Origin of the sequence: Flavobacterium kingsejongi (assembly GCF_003076475.1) — a bacterium.
In the GTDB taxonomy this organism is placed as follows: Bacteria; Bacteroidota; Bacteroidia; order Flavobacteriales; family Flavobacteriaceae; genus Flavobacterium; species Flavobacterium kingsejongi.
The window spans coordinates 1,768,899-1,793,725 of the sequence record NZ_CP020919.1 but is presented as its reverse complement, the minus strand read 5'-3'; the positions used below and the strand labels follow the sequence as shown (position 1 = coordinate 1,793,725).

Annotated in this window: 24 protein-coding genes; 20 read left to right on the top strand and 4 right to left on the bottom strand. The window is 39.4% G+C overall.

The annotated features are described in order from the left end of the window. The first annotated feature begins 53 nt into the window (after window positions 1-53). From FK004_RS07745 to porT, 4 genes are read left to right on the top strand one after another with little or no spacing between them, the layout of a single operon-like run. Window positions 54-404: a 2TM domain-containing protein gene (locus FK004_RS07745; RefSeq protein WP_108736747.1), complete on the top strand. Its 351-nt coding sequence runs from the start codon at window positions 54-56 to the stop codon at window positions 402-404. After that, window positions 404-886: a dihydrofolate reductase gene (locus tag FK004_RS07740; RefSeq protein ID WP_108736746.1), complete on the top strand. Its 483-nt coding sequence runs from the start codon at window positions 404-406 to the stop codon at window positions 884-886. Before FK004_RS07745 ends, FK004_RS07740 begins: the two co-directional genes overlap by 1 nt. A 58-nt stretch (window positions 887-944) precedes the next feature. Then, window positions 945-1,676, top strand: a complete 732-nt coding sequence (ubiE, locus tag FK004_RS07735) for a bifunctional demethylmenaquinone methyltransferase/2-methoxy-6-polyprenyl-1,4-benzoquinol methylase UbiE (RefSeq protein WP_108736745.1) — start codon at window positions 945-947, stop codon at window positions 1,674-1,676. Between the two features lies 1 nt (window position 1,677). Further along, entirely contained in the window at window positions 1,678-2,382 is a 705-nt protein-coding gene (gene porT / locus FK004_RS07730; protein WP_108736744.1) for a type IX secretion/gliding motility protein PorT/SprT, read from the top strand. 1 nt (window position 2,383) lies between these two features. Here porT and FK004_RS07725 read toward each other — a convergent pair whose 3' ends face one another. Beyond that, window positions 2,384-3,112 carry a TrmH family RNA methyltransferase gene (locus tag FK004_RS07725; RefSeq protein ID WP_108736743.1) on the bottom strand — a complete coding sequence of 243 codons (729 nt, stop codon included), beginning with the start codon at window positions 3,110-3,112 and terminating at the stop codon, window positions 2,384-2,386. Between the two features lie 38 nt (window positions 3,113-3,150). Between FK004_RS07725 and tamL the strand changes: the two genes are divergently transcribed. The 4 genes from tamL (at window position 3,151) to FK004_RS07705 (ending at window position 8,652) form a co-directional block, all read left to right on the top strand. After that, window positions 3,151-5,694 (top strand): translocation and assembly module lipoprotein TamL, encoded by a 2,544-nt coding sequence (gene tamL / locus FK004_RS07720; protein WP_108736742.1) that lies wholly within the window; start codon window positions 3,151-3,153, stop codon window positions 5,692-5,694. Between the two features lie 47 nt (window positions 5,695-5,741). Continuing rightward, window positions 5,742-6,809, top strand: a complete 1,068-nt coding sequence (fbaA, locus tag FK004_RS07715; protein ID WP_108736741.1) for a class II fructose-bisphosphate aldolase — start codon at window positions 5,742-5,744, stop codon at window positions 6,807-6,809. 56 nt (window positions 6,810-6,865) lie between these two features. Continuing rightward, the gene (gene accD, locus FK004_RS07710) at window positions 6,866-7,720 is read left to right on the top strand and encodes an acetyl-CoA carboxylase, carboxyltransferase subunit beta (RefSeq protein ID WP_108736740.1); all 855 of its coding nucleotides are present in this window, start codon (window positions 6,866-6,868) and stop codon (window positions 7,718-7,720) included. A 161-nt stretch (window positions 7,721-7,881) separates the two neighbouring features. Next, window positions 7,882-8,652: a carboxypeptidase-like regulatory domain-containing protein gene (locus FK004_RS07705; RefSeq protein WP_108736739.1), complete on the top strand. Its 771-nt coding sequence runs from the start codon at window positions 7,882-7,884 to the stop codon at window positions 8,650-8,652. Between the two features lie 4 nt (window positions 8,653-8,656). Here FK004_RS07705 and FK004_RS07700 read toward each other — a convergent pair whose 3' ends face one another. Then, window positions 8,657-9,907, bottom strand: coding sequence for an ABC transporter permease (locus FK004_RS07700; protein ID WP_108736738.1), 1,251 nt, complete (start codon window positions 9,905-9,907; stop codon window positions 8,657-8,659). Between the two features lie 317 nt (window positions 9,908-10,224). Here FK004_RS07700 and purH point away from each other — a divergent pair, with 317 nt between their 5' ends. From purH to FK004_RS07660, 9 genes are all read left to right on the top strand, one after another. Further along, window positions 10,225-11,751, top strand: a complete 1,527-nt coding sequence (purH, locus tag FK004_RS07695) for a bifunctional phosphoribosylaminoimidazolecarboxamide formyltransferase/IMP cyclohydrolase (RefSeq protein WP_108738783.1) — start codon at window positions 10,225-10,227, stop codon at window positions 11,749-11,751. A gap of 55 nt (window positions 11,752-11,806) precedes the next feature. After that, window positions 11,807-12,835: a rod shape-determining protein gene (locus tag FK004_RS07690; RefSeq protein WP_108736737.1), complete on the top strand. Its 1,029-nt coding sequence runs from the start codon at window positions 11,807-11,809 to the stop codon at window positions 12,833-12,835. Between the two features lie 11 nt (window positions 12,836-12,846). After that, window positions 12,847-13,674, top strand: a complete 828-nt coding sequence (mreC, locus tag FK004_RS07685) for a rod shape-determining protein MreC (RefSeq protein WP_108736736.1) — start codon at window positions 12,847-12,849, stop codon at window positions 13,672-13,674. Further along, the gene (locus FK004_RS07680) at window positions 13,667-14,173 is read left to right on the top strand and encodes a rod shape-determining protein MreD (RefSeq protein ID WP_108736735.1); all 507 of its coding nucleotides are present in this window, start codon (window positions 13,667-13,669) and stop codon (window positions 14,171-14,173) included. The genes mreC and FK004_RS07680 overlap by 8 nt, the downstream gene beginning before the upstream one ends. Further along, window positions 14,170-16,026 (top strand): penicillin-binding protein 2, encoded by a 1,857-nt coding sequence (mrdA, locus tag FK004_RS07675; protein ID WP_108736734.1) that lies wholly within the window; start codon window positions 14,170-14,172, stop codon window positions 16,024-16,026. The genes FK004_RS07680 and mrdA overlap by 4 nt, the downstream gene beginning before the upstream one ends. Before the next feature lies 1 nt (window position 16,027). Continuing rightward, window positions 16,028-17,281: a rod shape-determining protein RodA gene (gene rodA / locus FK004_RS07670; protein WP_108736733.1), complete on the top strand. Its 1,254-nt coding sequence runs from the start codon at window positions 16,028-16,030 to the stop codon at window positions 17,279-17,281. Window positions 17,282-17,318: 37 nt separating this feature from the next. After that, window positions 17,319-17,615: a hypothetical protein gene (locus tag FK004_RS07665; RefSeq protein ID WP_157956055.1), complete on the top strand. Its 297-nt coding sequence runs from the start codon at window positions 17,319-17,321 to the stop codon at window positions 17,613-17,615. An 89-nt stretch (window positions 17,616-17,704) separates the two neighbouring features. Beyond that, window positions 17,705-18,133, top strand: coding sequence for a hypothetical protein (locus FK004_RS19410; protein WP_227871586.1), 429 nt, complete (start codon window positions 17,705-17,707; stop codon window positions 18,131-18,133). 14 nt (window positions 18,134-18,147) lie between these two features. Then, complete coding sequence (locus tag FK004_RS07660; RefSeq protein ID WP_262497642.1) at window positions 18,148-19,005, top strand: IS3 family transposase; 858 nt, start codon at window positions 18,148-18,150, stop codon at window positions 19,003-19,005. 45 nt (window positions 19,006-19,050) lie between these two features. On the opposite strand, the gene FK004_RS07655 is transcribed toward FK004_RS07660, so the two are convergent. Together FK004_RS07655 and FK004_RS07650 are read right to left on the bottom strand one after the other, a co-directional pair. Next, complete coding sequence (locus tag FK004_RS07655) at window positions 19,051-20,157, bottom strand: ABC transporter permease (RefSeq protein ID WP_108736731.1); 1,107 nt, start codon at window positions 20,155-20,157, stop codon at window positions 19,051-19,053. Window positions 20,158-20,161: 4 nt separating this feature from the next. Continuing rightward, complete coding sequence (locus FK004_RS07650; protein ID WP_108736730.1) at window positions 20,162-22,402, bottom strand: carboxy terminal-processing peptidase; 2,241 nt, start codon at window positions 22,400-22,402, stop codon at window positions 20,162-20,164. A gap of 187 nt (window positions 22,403-22,589) precedes the next feature. Here FK004_RS07650 and surE point away from each other — a divergent pair, with 187 nt between their 5' ends. From surE to lpxB, 3 genes are read left to right on the top strand one after another with little or no spacing between them, the layout of a single operon-like run. After that, window positions 22,590-23,369 carry a 5'/3'-nucleotidase SurE gene (gene surE / locus FK004_RS07645; RefSeq protein WP_170108580.1) on the top strand — a complete coding sequence of 260 codons (780 nt, stop codon included), beginning with the start codon at window positions 22,590-22,592 and terminating at the stop codon, window positions 23,367-23,369. Continuing rightward, a complete protein-coding gene (locus FK004_RS07640) occupies window positions 23,362-23,634 on the top strand; it encodes a hypothetical protein (RefSeq protein ID WP_108736728.1) in 273 nt (90 codons plus the stop codon). Before surE ends, FK004_RS07640 begins: the two co-directional genes overlap by 8 nt. Before the next feature lie 11 nt (window positions 23,635-23,645). Beyond that, entirely contained in the window at window positions 23,646-24,776 is a 1,131-nt protein-coding gene (lpxB, locus tag FK004_RS07635; RefSeq protein WP_108736727.1) for a lipid-A-disaccharide synthase, read from the top strand. The last annotated feature ends 51 nt before the right edge of the window (window positions 24,777-24,827 follow it).

Below are 24,827 nucleotides of genomic sequence, written 5' to 3'. Positions count from 1 at the left end.
GCTTTTGAATTTAAGAAAATAAACTCTATCTTTAAATTCAAATTGTGAAACGTATGGAAACAAACCAGCATGAATTATATGAAAATGCCCGAAAAAGAATTGTCCAGAAAAAAAGGCTTTTTTACCATTTCGTAATTTTTCTAATCGGGAGTATTTTTATCATTGTCATCAACAAAGGACTTCACGTTGGTGAGCAAACCATGGAAAACTGGTTTGTATGGGCCATACTGGCATGGGCTTTTCTGTTTACATTTCACTTCGTCAATGTTTTTATCATCAAGGGATTCATGAACAAAGACTGGGAGCGGCAACAAATAGACCGCCTCGTTCAAAAACAGGAGCAAAAAATACAACACCTTCAATCACAGGTAGAAGAAGATTTTGCTAAAAAAAACACACTCTAATGATTACAATGATTGCCGCAGCAGGCGAGAATAACGAACTGGGGAAAAACAATGAAATGATTTGGCACCTGCCCGATGATTTTAAACGTTTCAAATCCATCACAACCGGTCATCACATCATCATGGGAAGAAAAACATTTGAAAGCTTCCCTAAACCATTACCAAATCGCGTCCATATTGTCATCACCCGACAGGAAAACTATACCAAAGAAGGCTGTATTGTTGTAAAGAGCATGGAAGAAGCGCTTCAAATTGCTCCAAAAAATGAAGAAGTCTTTATTATTGGTGGTGGAGAAATATATACTTTAGGACTACCCTATGCGGACAAAATTTACCTTACCCGTGTGCACGGTACTTTTGAGGCTGATGCTTTTTTTCCGGCTATTAATTTAGACCAATGGAAAATCAGCAGTTCCGAATACCATCCAAAAGACGAAAAACATACGATCGATTTTACTTACGAGACCTTTTTAAGAAAATGATTTAATTTGTTCATTTTCAAATTGACTAATTAGCATTATCTTTGCACAAATTTACAAAATGTCAAAAAACGTTATTCCCTATAAAGATTCTGCCTTAGGCAAAAAAGAACAGGTCGCACAGATGTTTGATACTATTTCAGGCGAGTATGACGGACTAAACCGTGTCATTTCTTTTGGCATTGACATCAAGTGGCGTAAAAAAGTATTAAAAATCGTATCGGAACAAAAACCAAAAACCATTTTGGATATTGCAACCGGAACAGGTGACCTGGCTATTTTAATGTCACAAACACAAGCCGAAAAAATCATAGGGCTTGACATCTCTGCCGGTATGCTTGAAGTGGGTAAAAAGAAAATTGCAGATCGAAAACTATCTGACAAAATAGAAATGGTCTTGGGAGATTCGGAAAAGCTACCGTTCTCCGACAATTCCTTTGATGCTATCACCGTAGCATTTGGCATCCGGAATTTTGAAACACTGGACAAAGGGCTTTCAGAGATACTTCGGGTATTGCGCCCGGGTGGTATTTTTGTAATTCTGGAGACTTCCAATCCAACAAAATTCCCATTCAAACAAGGCTACGTACTTTACAGCAAAACCTTGCTACCATTGATCGGGAGGCTCTTTTCTAAAGACAAAAAAGCATACCAATATTTATCGGATTCTGCCTCTGTTTTTCCTTTTGGTGAAGCCTTAAACAATATTTTAAGAAAAATTGGGTTTATAGATGTTGTAGATTTACCTCAGACGCTGGGTGTAGCCACTATATATTCTGCATCTAAAAAATAATATGAAAAAAATTTTTGCTTTTATCCTACTATCGCTGGTACTGAACACACAAGCTCAGTTGCGTAAAAACATGTTTGCAAAAGATCCCTATATCAATCTTGAAAACTGGGACAAGCAAAGGCTGACCTGGGGATATTACCTCGGCTTTAACTCCTATGACTTCAAGTTTGACTATAAATCGGTAGGCCCGGATGTACAGGTAAAAAGCACTACAGGATTCAATGTGGGACTGGTTGGGAATGTCCGCCTTTACGAATACATCGACCTGCGTTTTGAGCCTGGTTTGTATTACACCCAGCGTGACCTTGCTTTTCCGGATCTGACCCAACCTAAAGATATTTTAAGGGAAGTAAAATCAACCTATATTCATTTTCCATTACTTTTAAAATTTTCAGCATTACGCACCGGAAATGTAAGGCCTTACCTTTTGGGAGGTGTCTCTACAGCCCTGAACCTTTCGAGTAATGCAAAAATCAAGGATGATAATTATACTAATCGTTTTCGAATGACAAAATGGTCTAATTTCTATGAAGTTGGATTTGGAGTTGATTTGTACCTGGAATACTTTAAATTCTCCCCTTCTATCAGAGGTGTATTCAGCCTTAAAGACGAATTAATCCGCGATAACGACCCCAACAGCCCATGGACAAGTGATATCGCTTCGATGAAAACCCGTGGTGTTTTTGTGAACTTCACCTTCCAATAGCCTACGTATTCCGCAGGAATTCACTTAGAACTATCGCCGTAGCAGTAGCCACATTCAGGCTCTCTGTTTTTTGCAGTTTTCCAAATCTTGGAATACTCAGCTTATGAGTAGTTAATTGCTCCAAAGCCGCCGAAATACCATTGGCCTCATTACCCAAAACAATAATGCCTTTTGCTGGAAGTTCGCTTTTGTATATATTTTCGCCGTCCATAAAAGTTCCAAAAACCGGTAGTTTCGATTGGCCTACAAAAGCATTCAGGTCCAGGTAAGTCACATTCACCCGCGCTATAGATCCCATAGTAGCCTGTACTACTTTTGGATTGTACAAATCGACCGTTTGTTCCGAACATAACAATTGCTGAATACCAAACCAATCGCACAGGCGTAATATCGTACCGAGATTCCCCGGATCGCGAATATCATCCAAAGCTACTATAAGCCCACTTTCAATAATGGGGCGTTCCTCCGGAATCTTAAAAACAGCCAGGCAATTGTTAGGCGTTGTAAGTGCTGTAATTTTTTTTAGCTCACTTTCGGTAATATACTCCTTTTTGGATTCCGGAATTTCAGGCAGTACCGACTCGGTCACAAACAGCTGTTCCAATTGAAAATCAGCAGCTATGAGTTCCTGGATAACTTTTGCCCCTTCGGCAATAAATAATTTATGCAGTTTCCTGTATTTTTTTTGCTGTAAACCCGTTATAAGTTTTATTTGGTTTTTACTAACCATAGAAATAATGTACTTTTGAATTAAATATCCCGAGACGTTTGAAAAAGAATACAGCAAAAATATCACTAATTATTTTAATTGGTGCAATTATATACTCTTGTAACAGTGTAAAAAGGGTTCCGGACGGAAAACACTTACTGACAAAAAATACCGTTCATATGAATGGCGATGTCACTAAAGACGAAACAAACACCAACCTTTTGTATCAGGTACCTAACAGTTCCGTACTCGGGTACCGACTGCGTCTTGGCCTTTATAACCTTGCAAAAAAAAATCCGGACTCTTCTTATAAGGCCTGGCTTCAGAAGAAACCGGGACGCTATAAAAATCTTTCCGCAGTGCTTTCTGAAAAACAAGTGGAGCGCCTGGGGCAATCTTTTATCGTATCAGGCCTGAGTAATTTCTTAAAAAAAACAGGGGAAGCTCCTGTAATTGTTGATGAAGCAAAAACAAAGAAATCAATTACCCGCCTGAATTCCCATTATTATAATGCCGGTTACTTCAATGTAAAAACAACTTATAAAGTAGATACGCTTGCCAACAAAAGGGCCACAATCAAATATGACATCCGTACCGGAATGCCGTATATGGTAGATTCGATTTCGACCCGGATTGCAACTCCTGCATTGGACTCCCTGTATGAAAAAACAAAATCAGAATCGGTATTGTTATCTGATGTACAATACAACAAGCAAAATCTGGATGATGAGCGGGACCGGATTACCAGTAATTTCAGGAACCGTGGCGCTTATTATTTTCAGCAAAACTACATTACTTATAGTGTAGATACCATTGATACAGGCCATAAAGCCAATATCGAGCTGATTGTCAGCAATCAGGACATCCGGGTAAATGACAGTACGGTAAAAAAACCTTTTAAGCTTTTTAAGATCAGTGAAGTCAATATCTTTACGGATAATACTTCCGCAAAAAACACTGCAAAAATTGTAGATAGCGTTACCTATAATGACTTCAATCTGTACAGTTCCGGAACCCTGAATTACAGGCCAAAAGCGATTACTGATGCGGTGTTCATTACCAAAGGGACGATGTTTAGCGATTTCCGTAAAACACTATCCCTGCGCTACCTGAACAACCTTAAAGTTTTTAATTACCCTTCAATACAATATGTAGAAGATCCTGCGGACAGCACCGGAACGTCGTTGATTACGAATATATTTCTTACGCCAATGAAGAAATATACTTTTAATGTTACCGGGGATATTACACACTCCAACATACAGGATTTCGGTATTACAGCGAGCCCTACCTTAACCATACGAAACATCTTCCGGGGTGCCGAAACACTGGATATTTCTACCCGTGGAAACATTGGATCTTCCAGAGACCTTGCCAATCCGAATGGTGTATTCTTTAATATTTCGGAATATGGTGCTGACATCAAATTGAATTTCCCAAGGATCTTCCTGCCTTTTAATACGGAGCGTATCATCCCCAAGAACATGATCCCGTCCACAATAATGAGTTTTGGTTTTTCAAAACAGCAAAATATCGGACTGGACAAAGAAAATTTCACGGGAATCGTCAATTACAACTGGAGCCCCAAACGTTTTGTCACATCGCGTTTCGACTTATTAAACGTGCAGTATGTACGGAATGTAAATCCCGGCAATTATTTCAACGTATACAGTTCGTCCTATGACCGGCTGAATAACCTGGCGCGTGCCATAGGCTATATCCCATCAGACCAGGAACTGGACCACCAAACGGGAACAGCAGCTTTCATCAGGGATGTACAGGACGGGAATACGCCTATACTTATTAATTCTGAAGATTATAAAACGGTCAGCAGTATTGAAGAACGCCGAAAAAGACTGACCGAAAACAACCTGATTTTTGCTTCTAACTTCAGTTATTCTAAAACAACCAAACGGGATCTATATGATAATGATTTCTACATCTTTAAAGCGAAAGTAGAATCGGCCGGAAATGCGCTATCGCTGCTTTCCAACCTGACAAAAGAGCCTAAAAATGAAGATGGCAAAAAAAGCCTCTTTAATGTCGAATATTCCCAATACATAAAAACAGAATTTGAATTCATCAAACACTGGGATTTTGGAAAAACACAAATTCTTGCAGTGCGGGCCTTTGGTGGTATTGCTATCCCCTATGGAAATTCAAACAATATCCCCTTTTCGAGGAGTTACTTTGCCGGAGGGTCAAATGACAACAGGGGCTGGCAGTCGTATAGCCTTGGTCCCGGAAGTAGTGGTGGTGTGAATGACTTTAATGAAGCCAACATGAAACTCACCGGAAGCGCAGAGTTCAGGATCAACCTCTTAGGGAAATTTTACGGCGCTGTATTTGTTGACGCAGGAAATATCTGGAATACACTGGATAACGTAACGGATAAGAAATATACATTTGAAGGAATAAAGGATTTGCAGGAAATTGCCGTAGGCTCCGGTTTCGGAATCCGCTATGACCTGAACTTCTTTGTCATCCGTCTGGATTTGGGCTACAAGACCTATAACCCTGCCAGCGAAGAGGGTCAACGTTGGTTCAGAGGGTACAATTTTAGCAAGACTGTGCTAAATATTGGAATTAATTATCCTTTCTAAGTGTAGAATTATTATTTTTGTAGACTTATAATCAAAAAAACTAAATAATGGCACATAATATTAAACCAGGAGTTGCTACCGGAGATCAGGTTCAGGAAATTTTTAATTACGCAAAAGAAAAAGGATTTGCATTACCGGCTATCAATGTTACAGGTTCAAATACCATCAATGCAGTGCTTGAAACTGCTGCGAAAGTAAATGCTCCGGTTATCATTCAGTTCTCTAACGGTGGCTGTCTGTTCAATGCTGGAAAAGGATTATCTAATGAAAATGAAAAAGCAGCTATATTAGGTGGTGTTGCAGGAGCAAAACACATTCATACCCTTGCTGAAGCTTACGGAGCGACAGTAATTTTACATACTGACCATTGTGCTAAAAAATTATTGCCTTGGATTGATGGCTTATTGGATGCCAGCGAAAAACATTTTGCTGAAACAGGAAAACCATTATTCAGCTCTCACATGATTGACCTTTCTGAAGAGCCAATTGAAGAGAACCTGGAGATTTCAAAAAAATACCTGGAGCGTATGAGCAAAATGGGAATGACACTTGAAATCGAACTTGGAATCACTGGTGGTGAAGAAGACGGTGTTGACAACTCTGATGTAGACAGCTCAAAACTATACACACAACCGGAAGAAGTTGCTTATGCTTATGAAGAACTTCTGAAAGTAAGCCCAAGATTCACTATTGCAGCGGCATTCGGGAACGTACATGGTGTATACAAACCAGGAAACGTAAAACTTACTCCGAAAATCCTTAAAAACTCACAAGATTTCGTTCAGGAAAAATTCAACACAGAGAAAAACCCTGTAGACTTCGTATTCCACGGTGGATCAGGATCTACAGTAGAAGAAATCAGAGAAGCTATTGGTTATGGTGTAATCAAAATGAACCTGGATACCGACTTACAATTTGCGTTTACTGAAGGTATCCGTGATTATATGGTTAAAAACATCGATTACCTGAAAACACAAATTGGTAATCCTGAAGGAGCTGAAGTACCGAACAAAAAATATTACGATCCTAGAAAATGGGCACGTGAAGGAGAACTTACTTTCATCAAACGATTAGAGCAAGCTTTCGAAGACTTGAACAACATAAATACACTATAGTTTAACGTACTGTTACTGGCTTCAACTCCCGCAACAGCACACTGAATATTACATATATGGCTTGGTTTAAAAGAACAGAAAAAGGAATTCAAACCGCAACCGAAGATAAAAAAGATGTCCCAAAAGGACTTTGGTATAAATCTCCGACTGGAAAAATCATCGATACAGATGAGCTTGCACGAAATTTTTATGTAAGCCCTGAAGATGGTTACCACGTAAGAATCGGAAGCAAGGAATATTTTGAAATATTATTTGACAACAATGAATTTAAAGAATTAGACAAGAATATCACGTCTAAAGATCCGCTGAAATTTGTTGACACCAAAAAATATTCCGATCGTTTGAATGATGCGATGGAGAAAACCAAATTGAAAGATGCTGTCCGTACTGGTGTAGGCAAATCAAAAGGGAAAGACCTGGTAATATGCTGTATGGATTTTGCCTTTATCGGCGGATCAATGGGTGCAGTAGTAGGGGAAAAAATTGCAAGAGGAATTGACCACTCTATCAAAAACAATATTCCTTTCGTCATGATTTCAAAATCTGGCGGAGCGCGTATGATGGAAGCAGCGTATTCTTTAATGCAATTGGCCAAAACTTCAGCGAAATTGGCTCAGTTAGCAGATGCCAAGATTCCATACATCTCTTTGTGTACTGACCCAACAACCGGAGGAACTACAGCTTCTTACGCAATGCTTGGTGACGTTAATATCTCAGAGCCGGGAGCATTGATTGGATTTGCTGGCCCACGTGTTGTAAAAGACACCACCGGAAAAGAGCTGCCAGAAGGTTTTCAGACTGCTGAATTTGTAATGGAGCATGGCTTCCTTGATTTCATTACACCCCGAAAGGAACTCAAAGACAAAATCAATTTATATCTCGATTTAATTTTGAATCAAGATATTCGATAATTTAAAATCCCGGACTTTCCGGGATTTTTTTTACCTAATAATGAAACACAACCTGACTTTTCGCGATGCTGTTTCCCCAGACCTCCCCTATTTGATGCAGCTGCGAAAAGTAACAATAGGAGCGCATCCTATAAATTTTGTTGCAGTATCCACCAACACCTATGATAAAACAGTACCTATTCCCGATACTTCTGCTTATAACCTTTAGTTCCTGCATATCCCGGCTGCAAAGACCGGAAATCCGCGGTACAGTCACCGATTTTGAAGGCAACCCAATACCGGGCGCAGCCATTGCAGAAACACAATCACAAAACGACGGCAGCTTTACCTTAAAGGAGCAACGCTATTCACAATTCCTGATCACGGAACTGCTAACAATGGAAGCCCCACCCCTGGCCTATGGTTTTACCATAACAAAAGAAGGCTATCAGGAAAAGCATTTTTTTGAAATGAGCACTCATGGTGGTGGTGCCCGAAAAGGGAATACCCACACTATTGACACTATCTTTATGAAACGTGCGGCAGCATCCCCTATCGATCCTAAACTATTCGAAAAATCCTGGGATGTACGCAGCACACAAAACGCAGATACGCTATTTTTCATCCATCCCAATTTTCAGGCGCGATGCATTACTCAGGATTGTGCTATTTTCCACCAACAGTATAGTAAGGCTGGCATAGAAAACAGTAAAAACCAGCGCGCTACGACATTTTCTGGAATACCACAATTCACTGTGACATTCCAAAAAGAGAATCAGCTTTCAATTCAGATGATTCAAAAAGATTCAAAAGAAGCAATTTTGTATAAAGGGAAATGGGCTCTGAAAAAAGACCAATTAGAATTGGAAAGCAAAACCAGCCCTCTCCATCCATCATATACTATTAAAGATTTTGAGCGAAATTATTTTATACTGATCCGTAATAAGGAGTAAAAAACTACATACCGGTACGAATCGCTTCTACCGGATCCAGGCGCGATGCAATCACCGCAGGAATAATCCCGGAGAGCAATCCAATAACCCCCGCAACTGTAGTTCCCAAAACGATATTATTAAAACTCAATATAAATTCGAAATCGAGCACATTGGTCATGATCAGGGCGATCATCCAAACCAGGAAAAGCCCCACCAGCCCTCCGATCAGGGACAGTATGACAGCCTCAAATAAAAACTGAAACAGGATAAATCTATTTTTTGCCCCTAAAGCCTTCTGGATCCCGATAAGATTCGTTCGTTCTTTTACCGATACAAACATAATATTAGCAATCCCGAAGCCACCAACAATAAGGGAGAAGCCACTGATAATCCACCCACCAATTTTCAATCCGCCAACAATCCCATCGATGATATCGGTAAAGCCCGAGAAAACATTCACGAAAAAATTATCAATTTCTCCAGGTTTCATCCCTCTGAAATTGCGTAACTTCTGACTCAATTCTCCTTTAAAAGCCTCCATATCAACACCTTTAGCAGGCTTAATCATAATCGCTGGCGTGAGTGACTTACTATTATCGCCATACAATCTCCGGAGAAAGTTAACCGGAAAAGCTACGGTATTATCGTTCGTATCGCCAAATGCACTGGCACCTTGTTTTTTCAAAACCCCTATCACCGTAAAGCGCTGGCCGTACAACCGCACTTTTTTTCCGATAGGATCACTATCCCCAAAAAGCCCCTGTGCGACTTCATGCCCTATTATAATAACAGGTGTGCCGGAATTGGATTCCGACTCGTTGAAAAAGCGGCCTTCCGAGAATTCAAAACCCCGGATTCCCTGATACTGATCTGTACTTGGCGCCACTTTAACGCCTGTAACGGTTTTGGTATCGTATTTTATATTCTCATCCCGTGTAAAAACATTAAAGCTAATTTTATCGACATCATTCAGGTTCCGGCTCAGGTACTGGAATTCTTCATACGTCACATCTGGAAATTGCTCGCGCTTCCATTGGGGGATATCGGTAGGGCCGAAAGAAAAACGCAATAAATAAATGGTGTTTTTATCCAGGGAACTCAGGTCGTTCTTAATTTTAGTATCCAAAGAATCCACAGCAGCAAGTACTGCAATAATGGAGAAAATCCCAATTGTAACTCCTAAAAGCGACAACAAAGTCCTCAACTTATTATTGCGGAGCGCATTCAGTGCAAAACTCAGGCTTTCGCCCAGCAAGCGGAAATAAACTACCATAGCTACATTTTTACTCTTGTAAAATTGAAGAAAAAATAGAGAAAAACCTAATCTTTTTTTACACGCCTCAAAAACAGATCACCTTAAAAACGGGAATCCAATAGCGGCTTCAAGGACTTTAATAACCCAAAAAAAATGGGCCGAATTGAATCTGTATAAAACACAACTCCAGCACTAAAAGCAAAATTCGGGAGCTTAAAATAGAAAAAACATTGTCGTATAAAAAAAAGATCACAAAGCTGTTAAATATTGCACATATCCACATTGGTAATTCAGTCCCAAATGATTACTTTTGCACCTTCAAAAACAACAACACAATGAGCACAGCAAAAAGCATTAAATCAGCATTGATTTCAGTCTTCTCTAAAGAGGGATTAGAACCGATAGTAAAAAAACTACACGAACAAAATGTTACGTTCTATTCTACAGGAGGAACAGAGGAATTTCTTAAAAACTTAGGCATCCCTGTTGTACCGGTTGAAGATGTAACTTCTTATCCTTCTATACTTGGCGGACGTGTTAAAACACTTCATCCAAAAGTATTTGGAGGTATCCTGAACCGTCAGGACCATGAAGGTGACGTGCAGCAAATGGAAGAATACAATATTCCACAAATTGATTTAGTGATTGTTGACCTGTACCCTTTTGAAAAAACTGTTGCATCCGGCGCTTCTGAAGCGGATATTATCGAAAAAATCGACATCGGTGGCATTTCCTTAATCCGGGCTGCGGCTAAGAATTTTAAAGATACTGTAATTATCTCTTCCGTACAGCAATATGCTTCCTTCCTGGAATTGATTACGAACCAGAATGGAGCTACAACGCTGGAAGACCGAAAACTTTTGGCTACAAAAGCATTCCACGTTTCTTCTCATTACGATTCAGCAATTTTCAACTATTTCAATACTGATGAAACGTATTTCAAATCCAGCCAGGAAAACGGCCAGATTTTACGTTATGGTGAAAACCCACATCAAAAAGGATATTTCTTTGGGGATTTTGATGCGATTTTCAAAAAAACACACGGTAAGGAATTATCATACAACAACCTCCTGGATGTTGATGCTGCAGTAAACCTGATGCAGGAATTTAAAAATGACAACCCTACTTTTGCCATTCTGAAGCACAATAATGCCTGTGGTGTAGCAACAAGAAGCACTATCAAAGCAGCTTACCTTGATGCTTTGGCTGGCGACCCTACTTCTGCTTTCGGAGGCGTGTTGATTTCAAATACCAATATCGATATCGAGACTGCACAAGAAATCAACAAACTATTCTGTGAAGTTGTGATTGCTCCTTCCTATGATGCTGAAGCAATGGTGATATTAGAAGAGAAGAAAAACAGGATCATCTTAGTACAAAATGATGTTACCTTACCAGAGAAGCAGGTACGCACTTGTCTTAATGGTTTGTTAATTCAGGATAAAGACAACATTACCGACAATAAAGAGCATTTAAAGACCGTTACCATTACAGCCCCTTCTGAACAGGAAGTTCAGGATTTACTTTTTGCATCTAAAATTTGCAAGCATACCAAATCCAACACTATTGTTTTTGCCAAAAATGGCCAGTTGGTTGCCTCAGGAACCGGACAAACTTCAAGAGTAGATGCTTTAAAGCACGCGATTGAAAAAGCACATTTGTTTAATTTTGACCTAAACGGAGCTGTAATGGCCAGTGATGCATTTTTCCCTTTCCCAGATTGTGTGGAAATTGCACATCTTGCTGGTATAACTGCAGTAATTCAGCCAGGTGGTTCCATAAAAGATGAACAAAGTATTAAATATTGTAATGAAAATAAAGTTGCCATGGTATTTACCGGCACACGTCATTTCAAACATTAATTTGTTTACCTTTGCAGGCTAGTATATTATAAACTTTTAAACCCTTAAATGACTTATGGGATTTTTTGATTTCATGACCGAGGACATTGCGATCGACCTTGGTACCGCAAATACACTTATCATCCACAACGACAAAGTTGTGATTGACAGCCCTTCAATAGTTGCCCGTGATCGTATCTCTGGCAAAATTATAGCTGTGGGTAAGGAGGCGAATATGATGCAGGGGAAAACGCATGAAAACATTAAGACCATAAGGCCACTGAAAGACGGTGTAATTGCTGATTTCGATGCTTCTGAAAAAATGATCAGTATGTTCATCAAAAGCATTCCCGCACTGAAGAAAAGGATGTTTACTCCAGCGCTTCGTATGGTCGTATGTATCCCTTCCGGAATTACCGAAGTGGAAATGCGTGCGGTAAAAGAATCGTGTGAGCGTGTAAACGGAAAAGAAGTATACCTGATCCATGAGCCAATGGCTGCTGCGATTGGTATTGGAATTGATATCATGCAACCAAAAGGAAATATGATCGTTGATATCGGTGGTGGTACTACAGAGATTGCGGTAATTGCTCTTGGAGGAATTGTATGTGACAAATCTGTAAAAATTGCCGGTGACGTTTTTACAAATGACATCGTTTATTATATGAGAACCCAGCACAACCTTTTCGTAGGAGAAAGTACGGCTGAAAAAATAAAAATCACCATTGGTGCTGCGACCGAAGATTTGGAAACACCACCAGATGATATGTCCGTACAGGGAAGGGATTTGCTAACCGGGAAACCAAAGCAAGTAGAAGTATCCTTCCGCGAAATTGCTAAAGCCTTGGACAAATCGATTCAACGCATTGAGGATGCCGTGATGGAAACCCTGTCACAAACACCTCCGGAACTTGCCGCAGATATTTACAATACCGGTATTTACCTTGCTGGTGGTGGATCGATGCTAAGAGGACTGGACAAAAGGATTTCACAGAAAACGGACTTACCTGTTTACATTGCAGAAGATCCTTTAAGAGCTGTCGTACGTGGAACAGGAATGGCTCTTAAAAACATTCAAAAATTCAAAAGTATTCTCATAAAATAACAGCATAGTACATGCAGCAAATAGTAAATTTTATTTTTAAAAACAGCAATAAATTGCTGTTTTTGCTGCTTTTAGGTATTTCGTTAACCCTGACCATACAGTCGCATTCTTTTCACAGGAGTAAAGCGATTACATCGGCAAACGGGGTTACCGGATATATCTATTCCAAAATAGATGAAGCTACAGCCTATCTTAGCCTACGAGAAGAAAATAATAAACTGGCACTTGAAAATGCCAACCTGCGTTCCATACTGTACAACAAAGCGGATTCCCTGAAGCCAATTGTCAAAGACAGCATGATTGGCGCCTACACTATCAAAGTAATCCAATCTAAGGTTATTAAAAACTCCTATAATGTTCCCGAAAATTACCTTACGATTAAAAGTGGAGCAATGCAGGGCATCAAACCTGATATGGGCGTAATCAACAGCCTGGGAATTGTCGGTATTATTGAAAAGACATCCAATAATTACGCAACGGTCATCAGTATCCTCAACCGTAAATCGCAAATCAACGCTAAAATTAAAAAATCAAATCACTTTGGATCGCTGATCTGGAACGGTGAAAGCACCGGATTTGTACAGTTAATTGACGTTCCAAGATTAGCTTCGGTACGCAAAGGCGATACCATCGTAACCGGTGGGCGCTCTGTGATCTTCCCGGAAAACATTCCTATTGGAACTATTGATAAAATTTACATTGATAAAGAAACGAATTACTACACCCTGAACATCCGACTGTTTAACGACATGACGAATGTGGGCGATATCTATGTCATTGAAAACATGGACAAAGAAGAAATTATTAAATTAGAAGAAGAAACTACTCCAAATGAATAGCGCCTTACTCACAAATATCATCCGATTTGTTTTGTTGCTACTCGCTCAGGTGGTACTCTTCAATAATATCAATCTTTTCGGTTTTATAAACCCGTACCCTTATATTTTATTCATTATCCTGTATCCGGTCAATGGAAATAAAACTGCTTTATTGCTATTCAGTTTTGCGCTTGGGATACTAATGGATATGTTTTGCAATTCAGGAGGCGTACACGCTACAGCATCTCTAGTACTGGCCTATATCAGGCCTACAATTTTCAAGTTTTCCTTTGGGGTAAGTTACGAATACCAGACTGTAAAAATCAATGACCGGTTAACGCCGGAACGCTTTTCATTCATACTGATTTCCGTTATAATACACCATTTATTGCTTTTTGTATTGGAAATCTTTAAATTTAACCTGATTATAGATGTTCTTATCCGGACATTTGCTTCGGCTTTATTCACCCTGATCTTGTGCATTATCCTGATCTATATTTTCAAGCCTGCTAAAAAATGAGAAAAGCCCTTTTCCCATCCCTGATTATCCTGGCCGCTTTGGCAATCATCGCGAGGCTTTTGTACCTGCAGGTTTTTGACGATTCATTTAAAGTGAAATCGGATGATAATGCCATCAAACGAAAATATGAATATCCGGAACGCGGTTATATCTACGACCGTAATGGAAAATTACTGGTTGCCAACCAGCCTTCCTATGACATCATGGTTATCCCAAAAGAAATCAAATCTTTAGACACGCTGGAGTTTTGCAAGCTGCTTAACATCACGCTGGATGACTTTAAAATTAATATTGCGAAAGCAAGGGTATACAGCCCAATGTTACCTTCGGTATTTTTACCGCAGCTCAACAAAAAAGAGTATGCTGCGCTTCAGGAAAAAATACGCAAATTTGAAGGTTTCTACATTCAAAAACGTTCGTTACGGGATTACCAGACTACAGCTGGCGCCAATGTTTTTGGCTTTATCACTCAGGTGAACGACCGTATCATCGAAAAAAATCCTTACTATAAAAGTGGTGATTTAATTGGCCGCCAGGGTGTTGAAGAATATTACGAAGAAGCACTCAGGGGCGTAAAAGGGGTAAAATACATTCAGAGGGATCGTTTTAATCGCGAAATTGGCCCCTATAAAGAAGGGATTTTTGATACTACTGCCATCCAGGGAGAAGATATCAACCTTACACTTGACATTATTCTTCAGGAATATGGCGAATCCCTAATGATCAATAAAAGAGGCGGTATCGTAGCCATAGAACCTAAAACGGGTGAAATCCTGGCTTTGGTAACTGCGCCTTCTTATGACCCATCCATACTAATAGGACGGGAACGTTCCCGCAATTATACTAAATTATACAACGACTCCATTGCGAAACCGCTGTATGACCGTGGCCTTTTAGCGGAATATCCTCCGGGCTCTCCGTTTAAGATCCTCACGGGACTTATAGGGCTCCAGGAAGAAGTTATTGATGAGAACACTACATTCGTGTGCCATCATGGTTTTTCTTATGCCCGTGGTGCTTTTATGAAATGTCATGACTCCGGAAGCAACAACCTCCACAGCGGAACTTTTCACTCGTGTAATACCTATTTTGCTAATGTCTACAAACGGATCATTGAGAAATATCCAAAACCGAGATATGGTGTAGATGCCTGGAGCAGCCACCTGCTAAGTTTTGGCTTGGGCAATTTCATGGGATATGATTTACCACCCGGAAAAAAAGGCTCTGTTCCTACATCCAAGCTGTACGATCGATTTTACCCGAACGGAGGCTGGAAAAGTACTACCATCATATCCAATTCCATTGGACAGGGCGAGGTACTGATGACCCCAATCCAATTGGCCAATATGATGGCAGCAGTAGCAAACGAAGGTTATTATTATACGCCCCACATGATTAAAAAAATCGAGGGACAAACTATTGATAAAAAATTTACTACCCGCCATACGACAACCATCGACAAGCAATATTTCAAACCGATGATCCAGGGGCTTTTCGATGTCTATAACATGGGAACTGCACGTTCATTACGCGTTGAAGGAATTGACATTTGTGGTAAAACCGGAACAGCAGAAAATTTCCCTAAAATCAACGGTAAAAGAACACAATTGACCGACCACTCTATTTTTGTTGCTTTTGCGCCAAAAGATAATCCAAGAATTGCAGTTGCCGTATTCGTAGAAAACGGTTATTGGGGAGCGCGTTGGGCCGGGCCAATTGCCAGCCTTATGATCGAAAAATACCTTAGGGGTAAAATTACCCGTACCGATTTAGAGACCCGAATGCTCAATGGAAGCCTGGAAGTTGAATATGCCAAAGTAACCAGCGGCGTTCCATTTACGATAAATAAATAAGATGAAAAACCAAAGCGTAGCTAGTAATATAGACTGGATTACCATATTCCTCTATATTGCATTAGTAGTATTGGGTTGGTTGAATATCTATTCTGCTTCTTTGCCCATACAGGAAACTTCTATTTTTGATGTTAGCCAGATCTATGGCAAGCAATTCGTATTTATCATCATAAGCATTGTCGTTATTTTTGTCATATTAGCCCTGGACGCTAAGTTTTACGAACGTTTTTCTAGTGTGATTTACGTTCTTTCTCTCTTGTTTATCGCAGGGCTTTTTGTCTTTGGTTCCACCGTAAAAGGCCAGACGAACTGGTATTCCTTTGGAGGCTTCAGTATTCAGCCTTCTGAATTCGCAAAAGCAGGTACTGCACTTGCATTAGCAAAATATATGAGTGACGTACAGGTCAACCTGAAACTTGTAAATCATCAGATCCAGGCCTTACTGATAATAGGCGTTCCTATTATTTTAATTGCCCCACATGATCCCGGAAGCGCACTGATATACATCATGTTTGTATTAGTACTCTACCGTGAAGGTTTGCCATCCTGGTACCTGCTTACCGGGTTTGCCGCTATTGTACTCTTTGTTGCAGCCTTAATTTTTGAACCCTGGTTTATCATTGCTGTGGTTTTTGTACTCATCCTGCTGCAACTCCTAAAAACACGAAAAGCACACCGAAATCCCATATTGAGCCTGATCATTTTTGCGGCTATGTCCGTTTTTGTATACTCTGTAGATTATGTTTTTGACAATATCTTCCAGCAGCACCACAGGGATCGTTTCAATATCCTTTTGGGTAAAAAAGTAGACATGAAAGGGATCGGATACAATACCAATCAATCTGAAATCGCAGTCGGTTCCGGAGGATGGTTTGGAAAAGGATTCCTGGAAGGCACACAAACCAAAGGTGATTTTGTCCCGGAACAACATACCGATTATATTTTCACGACAGTCGGCGAAGAATGGGGTTTTGCAGGATCATTGGTGGTCATCATCCTATTTGCCACACTAATTCTACGAATCCTATATTTGGCAGAACGCCAAAAAACAAAATTCAGCCGGGTATACGGCTATTGCGTAGCTGCGGTTTTATTCGTACATTTCTTTGTCAATATCTCCATGGTTCTGGGAATATTCCCTACAATTGGCGTGCCCCTTCCGTTTTTCTCCTATGGAGGTTCCGGATTACTGGCGTTCACAATTTTACTCTTCATTTTTGTAAAACTCGATGCCAATAAAGTGAATGAATGGTAGACAGCTTGCTACTTATAATCTCTTAAAACCAAATACAATGAGTTTAAGATTCCTACTTCCACTACTTTTGATCCTGGCTTCAAAATCACTGCACGCGCAGGAAAACCCAAGCCCATCAAATAACATACACAACACCAACGCCATTGGGGAGAAATTGCTCGAAGAAGAAACGAAAAAAGAAAGAGAGCAGGCTAAGATCGAACGCCAAAAAGACAAAGAAGCCCGGCAACAGGAAAAAACAAAGCGCACGGCAGAAAAAGCCCAAAGAAAAACCGAGGCAAAGAAGCAAAAAAATACGGACTTAAAAATAGCTACTCCAACAACACAAGAATAAAACAAAAAAAATCCATTTCAAACGAAATGGATTTTTTTTTTATTCTTTCTGTCCCGTCCTGAAATAGCGATACAAAAAAAAACTCAATTATGTCTAAAGAGAAAAATTATGTAAAGCGAACCCAGCGAGATTACAGTATGTCTCTCAAATTGCAAATCGTCCATGAGATTGAACGAGGAGAGTTATCTACACATGGAGCTTGTAAAAAATATGGTGTGCAAGCACGTTCAACAGTTGTTAGTTGGCTTAGAAAATTTGGTAACTTTGATTGGGAAACCCAAACCCCATCTCAAATGGCTAAAACACCTGAACAGCAAATCATGGAACTCGAAGCTAAAGTTACGCTTCTTGAAAAACAGAAAGCTCATCTGGAGCAACAAGTTAATTTTACGGATAAGAAAGCTATTATTTTTGATATGCTTATTGATATTGCAGAGAAAGAATATAATATCGATATCCGAAAAAACTCATCACCCGAACAATTGTCCTATTTAAAGAAGAACAAAAACAAACCTTAGGTTTTACCTGTAGTTTGTTCGGGATAGACAGGCAGGTCTATTATCGTAGCATTAAAAGAAAAATCTTAAAGCAATCAAAGTCTGAACAAGTCATTCTTATGGTAAGAAAGATTAGGATGAAAATGCCTCGTATCGGTACGAGAAAGTTGTATTATTTATTAAACCAGGAGCTTAGAGCATTGAAGATTGGAAGAGATATGTTTTTTAATATCCTCAAAGTAAACCATCTGCTAATATCTCCAAAACGGAGCTATCATATTACGACTAACTCATATCATCGTTTTAAAAAACACAAGAATTTAATTGAAAACTTAAAAATAATACGTCCTGAACAGGTTTGGGTATCCGATATTACATACATCGGAAAAAGAAGTAAGCCCTGCTATTTAAGCTTAGTAACAGATGCATATTCAAAACGGATCATGGGATTTAATGTAGCTACTAATTTAAATGCCGAAAATAGTCTTAAAGCTTTACAAATGGCTCTTAAGAGCAGGAAAAATAGTTGTTTGTCGTTAATCCATCACTCAGATAGAGGTATACAATATTGTTCTGATGAATATCAAAAAGTGATACGCAAGACTAAAAACCTGCGCTGTAGCATGACTGAGTCTTATGATCCATATCAAAATGCGGTCGCTGAAAGGGTAAATGGAATATTAAAACAGGAGTTTTTAGTAGATAGGTATAATGATCAGCAACTTAATATTATTAAGTTAGTAGTTAAGGAATCTATACAGATTTATAATCTAGTAAGACCGCATTGCTCTAATCATATGCTTACTCCGATGCAAATGCATCAGCAAAAAGAAATAGAAATGAAAACCTATAAAACAAAAAACAGAAGTAACCATGAAGCTACTTCTGTCTAAAAAATGTACTTTTATTATTATTAATCCTGTATTGCTATTCTAGGACTAGACATTCACATCCAGGGCATCCCGGAGTGCATTGCCGGTCAACATAAAGGCGAGTGTGAGCACCATGATAGCCGTCCCAGGAATAACGGCGAGATAAGGCTTGCCGAGAATAATATAACTGTAATGATCTTTAATCATACCCCCCCAACTTGGTATTGGGGGTTGTGCGCCTAATCCCAAGAAACTCAATCCACTTTCAACCAAAATGGCGGAAGCAAAATTAGCGGCTGAAATTACAATGATTGGCGCCATAATATTAGGCAGTATATGATGAACAATGATTCGAAAATCATTATAGCCCAAAGCACGGGCCGCAGTAACAAATTGCGCCTGTTTAAGGCTAATTACCTGCCCCCTGACGACACGAGCTACTTCCACCCACATCGTAAGCCCTACTGCAATGAAAACCTGCCAAAATCCTTTGCCTAACGTTAGCGTGATTGCAATAACCAATAGCAATGTCGGTATTGACCAGATAATATTGACCAGCCACATGACAAAAGCATCCGTTTTGCCACCATAAAACCCACCTAAAGCACCGAAAAATATTCCAAGGACTATCGAGATAAAAACCGCAATAAATCCAATAGATAAGGAAACCCGGGATCCCACCAGCATTCTGCTTAATAAATCCCGCCCATACTTATCCGTTCCTAAACTAAAACGCTGTTTAGTAATACAGGCTTTTTCGACATCCTGTATCGATTTAAAACCTGGAAACTGATTCAGATGTGCTTCTTTTTTAACCGAAAGGCTGGGATCCTCAGAATATTCTGAATACACTATATTATTGCCCTGAATAACATAAGCATTCAATGGAATTTCTGTAGCGACATCGGGATGCCCAAAAAAATAATCCTTCCACGATGTTGGCTCTTTCTCCAGCAATGGGATTTTAAGCATTAGCACCTCAAAGCCAGGTGGCCTGGAATGAATTGACAAATGCATCTGATTGGCATTACGCGAAGCATCTGGCGCAAAAAAATAGGCAAATAGGGCTACAAATACCAATACTACAATTAGCCCCAAACTGAAAACGCCCCAGAAATTTTTTTTAAATTTCTGAAGCGCTAAACCAGATAAAGATCGTGATGTTTTATTCATTCAATCAATTAACAGGAACTACTAATTTTTCCTTTTTTTCTTTAATTGCAATCTTACCACCGGAAGATGGTTTCGCCTGCAAATCGTTTAATATATTTAATGCCTCTTCTACATAAGCGTCTTTTGCAAGACTCTCGTGCCATCTGTTTCTTTTGGTCGCAAAGGAAGTGTCTTTTGCCATCGCTTCCACTTCATACGGAAGGGATTTGAACTCTAAATGGTTTTTGTATTGAGAGATCGGTTTGTATTTCTTCACCTCATTATCCACTTTGTCCAGTTCTGCTTTGAATATTTTATAATCCAAATTGAATACATTTTCATCTTTACGTTTATTCACCCATTTTGCATTCTCATCAATTAATTTGAATTGCGCACTTTGAGCCAGACGTTTTTTGCTATTGGCAATCGCTGAAGCAAAATTCTGTTGTTTATCCCATACTTTGTAAGGTGCCATTTCGATTTTATCCCAAGGCATTGCATTATCAGTATCACGTTCCCCAATTTCAATATAGGAATAACGATCCGGCATTACAACATCGCTTTCCACACCTTTCAGCTGCGTAGAGCCACCGTTGATTCTATAAAATTTCTGTGTGGTTGTTTTTAACGCCCCCAAATCTCCCATCGAATTGCCTCTTACAAACTGGTTAAGGTCAATAACATTTTGTACCGTTCCTTTACCATAACTCTGTTTGCTTCCAATAATAATTCCTCTTTTATAATCCTGGATAGCCGCAGCAAATATTTCCGATGCCGAAGCAGAGAAATTATTCTGCATCACAACCAAAGGACCATCCCATTGGATTTTACCATCAGTATCGGACAATATCTCTTTTTTATCTCCGGCTGATTTTATCTGTACAACCGGTCCTTTGTCGATAAACAATCCAGCGATATCCACTACAGTTCGCAATGAACCTCCTCCATTATCCCTAAGATCCATCACAATTCCTTCTACACCTTGTTTTTTCAGCCTTTCTACTTCGATAGCAACATCTTTTGCAGCGTCCCTGTCGTCTTTGTTATCAAAATTGATATAGAATTTAGGCAAATAGATGATACCATATAACTTACCATCTTTATTTACAATACTGGATTTCGCATAGGTTTCTTCCAATTCTACTATATCTCTGGTAACCGGAATTACCTTAATAGTTCCATCGACTTTTTTTACTGTAAGGTTTACAACAGTTCCTTTAGGCCCTTTAATTTTCTTAACGACATCATCCAGTTTCATTCCTACGATATCGATAGGTTCACTATCACCCTGTCCTACTTTCATAATCAAATCCCCTTGTTCCAGTTTTCTGTCTTTCCATGCCGGACCTCCGGAGATCAGTTCTGAAATCTCCACCATATCATTTTTCTTTTGCAGTCGGGCACCAATACCTTCAAATTTACCACTCATGCTCACATCGAATTTTTCTTTATCATCCGGAGCCAAGTATAAGGTATGCGGATCAAAACGTTCCACGATAGCATTCAGGTAAATATTAAACCAGTCATTTCTGTCCAGTTCTTTAATAAAAGTAAAATATTCATCTAATGATTTTAAAGAATTTTCTCTGGATTCTTTTTCAATTTCTTCAAATGTTTTCGGCTTTTCGTTTTTAACGGCTTTCTTAGCTTTATCCGCTACCGCTTTTGCAGCTACATCATCACTGTCTTCCGCTTTAGGGTTTTTCAGTTCTTCCTGAATTTTCATCTTATCCGTTACGGATGATAAAACTGATAATTTCAATTGCTTACGCCATTTGTTTCTTAAGCCAGCTTCATCTTTTTCATATGGCATTTTTTCATAATCCACATTGAATTCTTCATTCACATTGAAATCAAAAGGTTTGGCCAGGATATCTTTATAAATACCACGCGACTCATCCATACGCTGTTGCAGCCTGTTGTAAGTTAATTCAAAAAAGGATAAATCCCTGTTTAAAATCTGATCGTCAATTTTGGTTTCATATTGTGCAAATTCATCAATATCCGACTGTAGGAAAAATCTTTTGGAAGGATCCAGTCCGTTGATATAGCTTTTATAAACACCTTTAGAGAATGTATCGTCAATTGCAGCAGGATGATAATGTCCTTTTTCAATTACAAATGTTAATAGTTCGAGTAGTAATTTATCTTTTTCCGGATCTGAAGCTTTAGGTTTGGGCATAAAACTCCATAGTGCCACTGAGAATGCAACGACCAGCAGTACGATTTTATAATTTCTTTTCATAAATTGCATAATAGTATTCATCTATATTTTTAACTAAATTACATAAAAATCATACCAGGGTTGGATATGCCCGTATAATTTTTTGTTAAAGGTACAAATATATAGTGTTCCCGCTAAAAATGCGTATTTTAGCGGTTTAATTTTTAGTTGTATCCCAAATATAAAAGGTGCTACAGCAATACATTCAGAACACTATTAATTGAACACTATAATGAAGAAAAAACCACTTATTCTGGTTACGAATGATGATGGTATCTCTGCGCCTGGAATCCGTACCCTGATTTCGGTAATGAAAGAAATCGGAGAAGTTGTCGTTGTTGCCCCTGACAGCCCACAATCGGCTACTGGCCATGCTATAACGATCAACAATACATTGTATCTCAACAAAGTCAATATTGACGGGGAATTGGAACAGGAATATAGCTGCTCTGGCACTCCAGTAGACTGTGTAAAGTTTGCGGTCAATGAAATTTTAAAACGAAAACCAGACCTTTGTGTTTCCGGCATCAATCACGGCTCTAACTCTTCTATAAATGTCATTTACTCCGGAACGATGAGTGCTGCGGTGGAAGCGGGGATAGAAGGAATCCCGGCCATCGGATTTTCATTGCTCGATTATGACTGGAATGCGGATTTTGAACCGACACGGAATTTTATCCAAAAGATAGCGCTCGAAGTACTGGAACAAGGATTGCCAGAAGGCGTGATCCTAAACGTAAACTTTCCGAAACTCAAAGCAAACGACATTAAAGGAATTAAGGTATGCCGGCAGGCAAAAGCCATGTGGGTTGAAAAATTCGACAAGCGAAAAACACCACATAACCGCGATTATTACTGGCTTACAGGAGAATTTGTCAATCTGGACAAAGGAGAAGACACCGATGAATGGGCTTTAAAAAATGGCTATATTTCATTGGTCCCTGTACAATTTGACCTTACTGCTCACCATGCCATCCAAAATTTAAATACCTGGAAACTGAATGAGTAAGCGTGATCTTCTGATTGGATTCCTTATTGGTATTGCCGCTACCTGCCTGGGCACATGGTTGTTTCTTGAATTTGCTGTAAGCGGAACATTCACGCAAAACCTGCAACAGGTTAAGCGTTCCGGTTACCTGGGGAAAGTGATTGCCATTGGCGCCCTCTTAAATATGGTGATCTTTCTTATCCTGTTAAAAATAAACAAAGACCAGATTGCCAAAGGAGTAGTTTTCGCAACTATAAGCTGGACCGTTATTACATTGTTGGTTTAAAAATTTAAGGAATGAAATATTACATTATAGCCGGTGAAGCTTCGGGAGATCTTCACGGATCAAATCTCATGAAAGCATTGTATAAAGAAGACCCTGCAGCCGATATCCGGTTTTGGGGTGGTGACCTGATGGAGAAAACCGGCGGCAGGCTGGTGAAACATTATCGGGATTTAGCATTCATGGGCTTTCTGGAAGTGGTACTCAACCTAAAGACCATCATCAAAAACATAAAATCCTGTAAAATTGACATTGAGAAATTCAATCCCGATGCAATTATCTTCATCGATTATCCCGGATTCAATATGCGTATTGCAAAATGGGCAAAGGAAAAAGGAATCCCTACTCATTATTATATCTCACCCCAAATCTGGGCCTGGAAAGAAAGCCGCATTAATGCGATCCGACGTGATGTAGAGCGTATGCATGTTATCCTTCCTTTCGAAAAAGAGTTTTACGAAAACAAGCACCACTATAATGTAAACTTCGTAGGCCATCCCATCATTGATGCGATTCACAATCGCCCTACGCTGTCGTTTGAAGAATTCCGCAAGCAGAATCATTTGGATAAAACACCCATCATTGCATTGCTCCCCGGAAGCCGTAAACAGGAAATCTCCAAAATGTTGCACATAATGCTTAGTGTTGTCAATCATTTTCCAGAATATCAATTTGTAATTGCCGGAGCGCCAGGGCAGGAATTCTCTTTTTATGAACCTTTCTTAAAGACCAAAAACGTTCATTATATTGACAATAAAACCTATGACCTACTAAGCATTTCTACAGCGGCACTGGTCACTTCGGGTACGGCTACCCTCGATACAGCACTATTTAAGGTACCACAGGTAGTGTGCTACAAAGGAAGCTGGGTATCTTATCAGATTGCCAAAAGAATCCTCACCCTCAAATACATTTCCCTTGTTAATCTCATCATGGACCAGGAAGTGGTTACGGAACTCATACAGGACGAACTGAATACCAAAAGGCTTGTTGAAGAAATAAACAAATTACTGAACGCCAATTCACGTGCTAAAATATTGAATGATTACACGATCCTGGAACAGAAATTAGGAGGAGCTGGCGCCAGTGAGACTACTGCAAAACTTATTGTTGACGATATCCGGGATCGCCTTAAAAAGAATTGAATACCAGCACCTTAAAACGTATCAATCTTGCTGTGTTAAATTATTTAGCAT

Excerpts from the sequence above, each read along its gene's own strand:
- FK004_RS07745 (WP_108736747.1), top strand. The coding sequence starts at position 54 with ATGGAAACAAACCAGCATGAATTATATGAAAATGCCCGAAAAAGAATT.
- FK004_RS07740 (WP_108736746.1), top strand. The coding sequence starts at position 404 with ATGATTACAATGATTGCCGCAGCAGGCGAGAATAACGAACTGGGGAAA.
- ubiE (WP_108736745.1), top strand. The coding sequence starts at position 945 with ATGTCAAAAAACGTTATTCCCTATAAAGATTCTGCCTTAGGCAAAAAA.
- porT (WP_108736744.1), top strand. The coding sequence starts at position 1,678 with ATGAAAAAAATTTTTGCTTTTATCCTACTATCGCTGGTACTGAACACA.
- FK004_RS07725 (WP_108736743.1), bottom strand. The coding sequence starts at position 3,112 with ATGGTTAGTAAAAACCAAATAAAACTTATAACGGGTTTACAGCAAAAA.
- fbaA (WP_108736741.1), top strand. The coding sequence starts at position 5,742 with ATGGCACATAATATTAAACCAGGAGTTGCTACCGGAGATCAGGTTCAG.
- accD (WP_108736740.1), top strand. The coding sequence starts at position 6,866 with ATGGCTTGGTTTAAAAGAACAGAAAAAGGAATTCAAACCGCAACCGAA.
- FK004_RS07705 (WP_108736739.1), top strand. The coding sequence starts at position 7,882 with ATGATAAAACAGTACCTATTCCCGATACTTCTGCTTATAACCTTTAGT.
- FK004_RS07700 (WP_108736738.1), bottom strand. The coding sequence starts at position 9,907 with ATGGTAGTTTATTTCCGCTTGCTGGGCGAAAGCCTGAGTTTTGCACTG.
- purH (WP_108738783.1), top strand. The coding sequence starts at position 10,225 with ATGAGCACAGCAAAAAGCATTAAATCAGCATTGATTTCAGTCTTCTCT.
- FK004_RS07690 (WP_108736737.1), top strand. The coding sequence starts at position 11,807 with ATGGGATTTTTTGATTTCATGACCGAGGACATTGCGATCGACCTTGGT.
- mreC (WP_108736736.1), top strand. The coding sequence starts at position 12,847 with ATGCAGCAAATAGTAAATTTTATTTTTAAAAACAGCAATAAATTGCTG.
- FK004_RS07680 (WP_108736735.1), top strand. The coding sequence starts at position 13,667 with ATGAATAGCGCCTTACTCACAAATATCATCCGATTTGTTTTGTTGCTA.
- mrdA (WP_108736734.1), top strand. The coding sequence starts at position 14,170 with ATGAGAAAAGCCCTTTTCCCATCCCTGATTATCCTGGCCGCTTTGGCA.
- rodA (WP_108736733.1), top strand. The coding sequence starts at position 16,028 with ATGAAAAACCAAAGCGTAGCTAGTAATATAGACTGGATTACCATATTC.
- FK004_RS07665 (WP_157956055.1), top strand. The coding sequence starts at position 17,319 with ATGAGTTTAAGATTCCTACTTCCACTACTTTTGATCCTGGCTTCAAAA.
- FK004_RS19410 (WP_227871586.1), top strand. The coding sequence starts at position 17,705 with ATGTCTAAAGAGAAAAATTATGTAAAGCGAACCCAGCGAGATTACAGT.
- FK004_RS07655 (WP_108736731.1), bottom strand. The coding sequence starts at position 20,157 with ATGAATAAAACATCACGATCTTTATCTGGTTTAGCGCTTCAGAAATTT.
- FK004_RS07650 (WP_108736730.1), bottom strand. The coding sequence starts at position 22,402 with ATGAATACTATTATGCAATTTATGAAAAGAAATTATAAAATCGTACTG.
- FK004_RS07640 (WP_108736728.1), top strand. The coding sequence starts at position 23,362 with ATGAGTAAGCGTGATCTTCTGATTGGATTCCTTATTGGTATTGCCGCT.
- lpxB (WP_108736727.1), top strand. The coding sequence starts at position 23,646 with ATGAAATATTACATTATAGCCGGTGAAGCTTCGGGAGATCTTCACGGA.